The organism is Thiobacillus sp. 65-1402 (assembly GCF_001897685.1).
Classification (GTDB): Bacteria; Pseudomonadota; Gammaproteobacteria; order Burkholderiales; family Thiobacillaceae; genus Thiobacillus.
Genome location: NZ_MKUG01000214.1, coordinates 1 through 4,684, shown reverse-complemented (window position 1 = coordinate 4,684; position 4,684 = coordinate 1). Strand labels below are relative to the sequence as shown.

Sequence of the window (4,684 nt, the reverse complement as noted above, 5' to 3'; positions counted from 1 at the left end):
ACATCCGCAAGATGCGCGGCGCCACCATCCCGTACATCATCGACGACGCCATCACCCGCACCATGAGCCGCACCATCATCACCCACGGCTCGACCCAGCTCATGGTGCTGTCGATGTTCTTCTTCGGCGGCGAGGCGCTGCACAACTTCGCGCTCGCGCTTACCATCGGCATCATGTTCGGCATCTACTCGTCGAACCTGGTCGCCAGCCCCCTGCTGCTGATGTTCGGCGTCAAGCGCGAGCACTTCATCAAGCCGGTGGAGAAGAAGGAAGAGGCGGTTGTTTGAGATACGAGACACAAGATCCAAGATGCAAGGAGGCGCGCTTCCCCCTTGCCTCCTGAGTCTTGCAACGTGAACCTGCCTTCCTGACATGCTGCACGACTTCATCGCCTGGATCCTCGCCACCGTCCACGGCTGGGGCTATACCGGAATTTTTTTCCTGATGGCACTGGAATCGACGGTGCTGCCGGTGCCGAGCGAACTGGTGCTGATCCCTGCGGGCTATCTGGCGCACCAGGGAGAAATGAATTTCTGGCTGATCGTGCTCGCCTCCACCGTCGGCAGCCTGGTCGGGGCGTCGTTCAACTATGTGGTGGCGATGTGGGTGGGACGGCCCTTCCTCGAACGCTGGGGACGTTATTTCTTCGTGCGGCCTGCACTGCTGCACAAGACCGATGCCTTCTTCCTGAAGCACGGCGCGGTCTCGACCTTCACCGGCCGCCTGATTCCCGGCATCCGCCATCTGATCTCCATTCCGGCCGGACTCACCCGCATGAACCCCGGCGCGTTCGCGCTCTACACCTGCCTCGGCGCCGGACTGTGGTCGCTCATCCTCACGCTGTTCGGTTATTTCCTGGGCGGCAATGAAGCCCTCATCAGGGAATACCAGCATCTCATCACTGCCGGCGTGGCCGCCTTTGTTGCGCTGGTGATCGGCGGCTACTGGTGGTGGAACCGCCGCCGTCAGGCTTAAGCTCGCCGCGGCCTCGATCGCCGGCCGCCCCGTTCCCCTTCGTCCGCCCCCCCTTCAGCGCGGTTTATTCCGCAACCGCCTGCCGGGAACGCGAAAAGCTTCGCCGTCATCTAATGTGACAAGAGCCCGAAGCAGACGGAGAGCGCCATGCACCGCCCCCAGGAAAAACCCGCCGAGCCATTCTTGACCGATGCCGAGCTTGCGCAGCGCATCGCCGAGGGCGACCTATCCATGCTCCAGCGCCTGATGCGGCGCCACAATCAGACGCTTTACCGGACCGCGCGCAGCATCCTGAATGACGACGCCGAGGCCGAAGACGCCGTGCAGGAGGCCTATCTTCTTGCCTATCGCGCGATGGCCCAGTTCCACGGCGATGCCAGGTTGTCCACCTGGCTGGTGCGCATCGTCGTCAACGCGGCCATCGCACGCCTGCGCAAGCGCCACCGCCAAGCCGAGGTGATCGACCTGCACGGCGACGCGGAGCAGGACGACAGACTGGCGGAGGCGAACATGGGCGAGCATTCCCCTGAGCAACCCGAGCATGCCCTGATGCGCGTGGAAACGCGCCGCCTGGTCGAGGACAAGATCAATCGGCTGCCGGATGCTTTCCGCACAGTCTTCGTGCTGCGCGCGCTGGAAGAGATGTCCGTCGACGAAACGGCGGCCTGCCTCGGCATCCCGCCGGAAACGGTACGCACCCGCTACTTTCGCGCCAGAGGCCTGCTGCGCGAGGCGCTGGCGCGCGAAATCGATTTCAGCCTCGCAGACGCATTCTCCTTCGCCGGCGACCGCTGCGACCGCATTGTCGCGGGGGTGCTGGCGAAGCTGAACACCCACCGGGCGGACGACGCCTGATCCTGCCTGGCCTGCGCCAGGTTCCACCGCAGCACCTTCCCTGTCAGGAGAACGCCATGTTTTCATTCATTCAAAAGCAGGACACGACGCACACGCCCGCTACGGCAAATCCGGGCGACGGGACGCGGCGCGCCTTTCTCGGCCACTCCGGCCTGCTGCTGTCGGGTGCGGCCGTTGCCCTGCTCGCCGGGCGCGATGCGCTCGCCAAGGGCAGCCAGTCCGGCGCCTCCGACGCGCGCATCCTGAACACGGCGCTGGGCGCCGAACTCGAGGCCATCGCTGCCTACCAGCTGGGTGCGGAGAGCGGGCTGCTGCAGAAACCGGCGCTCGATCTTGCGCTGACGTTTCAGGGGCACCACAAGGAGCATGCCGACGTGCTGGCGAAAACCATCGTCAAGCTGGGCGGACAGCCGGTGGCAGCGAAAGAGAAATACACCTTTCCTGTCGACACCCTGAAAAACCAGGCCGACGTATTGCGCTTCGCCGCGATGCTCGAAAAAGGCGCGGTGAGCGCGTATCTCGGCGCCGTGCCGGTATTCGGCAACCGCGAACTGGCCAAGGCTGCCGCCAGCATTCTCGGAGACGAAGCGATGCACTGGGCCATCCTGCGCAATGCATTGGGCGAGACCCCGGTGCCCTCCGCCTTCATGTCGTGAAAAAGTCCGGGGCGGCGATCCTGGTCGCCGGTGCCGTGCAGGCTCTCCTCGCGAATGCAGCGCCGGCCGCCGCGCTCGCGCACGGCGATCCCGCGCGGGGCGAGGCGGTCTACGCGCGCTGCCTCGCTTGCCATGCCTTCGCCTACGACCGTACCGGCCCCCGGCATTGCGGGCTGTTCGGCCGCCGCGCCGGCAGCGTGCAAGGCTTCGCGTATTCGGATGCGATGCGCCGCTCGAATCTGGTGTGGGATGCGCGGACGCTCGATCGCTTTCTGGCGAATCCGCTCAAGACCGTGCCGGGGACCGCGATGGGCTATGCCGGCATCGCGGATCGCCAGGAACGCGCCGACCTCATCGCCTACCTCAAGCGGGTCAACGATTCGGCAACGTGCCGCGGGCAGCGGCTTCCGCCATCAGCCGCTTCATCTCCGCCACCGCCGCCTGCCAGCCCGTGAACAAGGCTTGCGCGACGATCGCATGGCCGATGTTGAGCTCGTGTATGCCCGGCAGCGCCGCGATCGGCTGCACATTGTGATAGGTCAGGCCGTGGCCGGCGTTCACCGTCAGACCGAGGCTGCGGCCGTAGGCCGCGGCCATGCGGATGCGCTCGAATTCGGCGACGCGGGCGGCATCGGTGGGGGCGTCCGCGTACTGCCCGGTGTGGATTTCGACGACCGGCGCGCCGGCCGCATGGGCGGCATCGAGCTGCGCAAAATCGGCATCGATGAACAGCGACACACGGATGCCCGCCTGCGCCAGGCGTGCGCAGGCCGCCTGTATTTTGGGCAGCTGGGAAGCGACGTCGAGCCCCCCCTCGGTGGTCAGCTCCTCGCGTTTTTCCGGAACCAGGCAGACGTCCTGCGGCCGAGTGGCGCAGGCGATGCCGAGCATTTCCTCGGTCACCGCCATTTCGAGGTTCATCTTGGTCTTCAGCACCTGGCGCAGGATCGCCACATCAGCGTCCTGGATGTGGCGGCGATCCTCCCTCAGATGCAGGGTGATCGAATCGGCGCCGGCGGTCTCCGCCGCAAGCGCGGCCTCGACCGGGCTGGGGTAGCGGGTCTTGCGCGCCTGACGCAGGGTGGCGATGTGGTCGATGTTGACGCCGAGGTAGATGCTCATGGAGTAAGGTCGGTGAGTTCGCGCAATAGCTGGCGAGTATAAAGCGGCTTGGCGCCCAGGGTATGGTTGATCAGCGTGCGCATCAGGGCCTTGGCTTCGAGCAGTGTGGCGGGGTGCTCGAAACGGTCGGCAGCCAGGTCGATCAGGGTCTGTCCGGATACCGGGCAACCCGGCTGCTCGCCCGTATTGATGCCCGCGAGGCTACGCAGTGCGCCGCGTTCAGGCTGGAACACGTAGCGGGCAGCGGGATCGATCGGCGCCCTGCTCTCGGCTTCGAGATCGAAAGTGGCGCCGTAACCGATCTCGGCGAGCAGGTTCTTCTCGAAGCGGCGCAATATCTGCTCAAAATAAGTGGCGCGTTCGTAATCCGCGGTGCCGCACTCGCCCGCCAGCTGGCCGAGGGTGTCGACATAGCGGTCGTACAGCCGTTCGTGCGCATCGCCGCGCGCCAGCAGGCGCAACAGCAGTTCGTTGAGATAGAACCCGCACATCAGCGCGCGGCCCTGCGGCGCCAGCAGCCCGCCCTGCCATTCCGCCGCATGCAGGGTCTTCAGCTCGGACTTGCCGAACCACGACAGCAGCAGCGGGGTGAAGGGCTGCATCAGCCCGCGCAGCATGGATGCCGGGCGGCGCGCGCCGCGCGCGATCAGCGCCACGCGTCCGTGGCTGCGGGTGAACGCTTCCGCCACCACGCTGGTTTCCTTGAAAGGATAGGTGTGGAGGATGAAGCCGGGCTCGTTGTTGATGCGGGCGTCGCTGGACATCAAGTATCCGTTATCCGCGAAGAAGCGCGAAGAAAATCATTGGAGATGCGGACCCTTCATGCACGATGCTTTGATCTTGCCGTTTTTGCCTTTCTTCGCGCTTCTTCACGTACTTCGCGGATAAAGGTTTAATCGATCCCCAGCGTCTTCAGCATCCGCACGTCGTCGGCCCAGCCGCCCTTCACTTTCACCCAGACCTCCAGATACACCTTGCTGTCGAACGCGCGCTCCATGTCGAGCCGCGCCTGGGTGGAGATGGTCTTGAGCTTTTCGCCGCCCTTGCCGATGACGATGGCCTTGTGGCCGTCGCGG

The 4,684-nt window shown here is 65.2% G+C and carries 7 protein-coding genes and 1 pseudogene; 5 read left to right on the top strand and 3 right to left on the bottom strand.

Features of this window, described 5'->3' with window-relative positions; genetic code table 11:
• The 5 genes and pseudogenes from BGO62_RS15865 to BGO62_RS15845 form a co-directional block, all read left to right on the top strand.
• Positions 1-287 (top strand): annotated as a pseudogene (locus tag BGO62_RS15865) (protein translocase subunit SecF); the annotation flags it as partial.
• An 85-nt stretch (positions 288-372) separates the two neighbouring features.
• A complete protein-coding gene (locus tag BGO62_RS15860) occupies positions 373-975 on the top strand; it encodes a DedA family protein (RefSeq protein ID WP_296644349.1) in 603 nt (200 codons plus the stop codon).
• A 147-nt stretch (positions 976-1,122) separates the two neighbouring features.
• Positions 1,123-1,830, top strand: coding sequence for an RNA polymerase sigma factor (locus BGO62_RS15855; protein WP_296644346.1), 708 nt, complete (start codon positions 1,123-1,125; stop codon positions 1,828-1,830).
• Between the two features lie 56 nt (positions 1,831-1,886).
• Entirely contained in the window at positions 1,887-2,486 is a 600-nt protein-coding gene (locus tag BGO62_RS15850; RefSeq protein ID WP_296644344.1) for a ferritin-like domain-containing protein, read from the top strand.
• Positions 2,483-2,941: a cytochrome c family protein gene (locus BGO62_RS15845; RefSeq protein ID WP_296644342.1), complete on the top strand. Its 459-nt coding sequence runs from the start codon at positions 2,483-2,485 to the stop codon at positions 2,939-2,941. The genes BGO62_RS15850 and BGO62_RS15845 overlap by 4 nt, the downstream gene beginning before the upstream one ends.
• On the opposite strand, the gene pdxJ is transcribed toward BGO62_RS15845, so the two are convergent.
• From pdxJ to BGO62_RS15830, 3 genes are all read right to left on the bottom strand, one after another.
• A complete protein-coding gene (gene pdxJ / locus BGO62_RS15840) occupies positions 2,859-3,608 on the bottom strand; it encodes a pyridoxine 5'-phosphate synthase (protein WP_296644339.1) in 750 nt (249 codons plus the stop codon). The genes BGO62_RS15845 and pdxJ overlap by 83 nt on opposite strands.
• Positions 3,605-4,372 carry a DNA repair protein RecO gene (gene recO / locus BGO62_RS15835; RefSeq protein ID WP_296644336.1) on the bottom strand — a complete coding sequence of 256 codons (768 nt, stop codon included), beginning with the start codon at positions 4,370-4,372 and terminating at the stop codon, positions 3,605-3,607. The genes pdxJ and recO overlap by 4 nt, the downstream gene beginning before the upstream one ends.
• Positions 4,373-4,500: 128 nt before the next feature.
• Positions 4,501-4,684: KH domain-containing protein (locus BGO62_RS15830; protein ID WP_296644333.1), on the bottom strand; the 184-nt coding region annotated here is incomplete at its 5' end.

Excerpts from the sequence above, each read along its gene's own strand:
- BGO62_RS15860 (WP_296644349.1), top strand. The coding sequence starts at position 373 with ATGCTGCACGACTTCATCGCCTGGATCCTCGCCACCGTCCACGGCTGG.
- BGO62_RS15855 (WP_296644346.1), top strand. The coding sequence starts at position 1,123 with ATGCACCGCCCCCAGGAAAAACCCGCCGAGCCATTCTTGACCGATGCC.
- BGO62_RS15850 (WP_296644344.1), top strand. The coding sequence starts at position 1,887 with ATGTTTTCATTCATTCAAAAGCAGGACACGACGCACACGCCCGCTACG.
- pdxJ (WP_296644339.1), bottom strand. The coding sequence starts at position 3,608 with ATGAGCATCTACCTCGGCGTCAACATCGACCACATCGCCACCCTGCGT.
- recO (WP_296644336.1), bottom strand. The coding sequence starts at position 4,372 with ATGTCCAGCGACGCCCGCATCAACAACGAGCCCGGCTTCATCCTCCAC.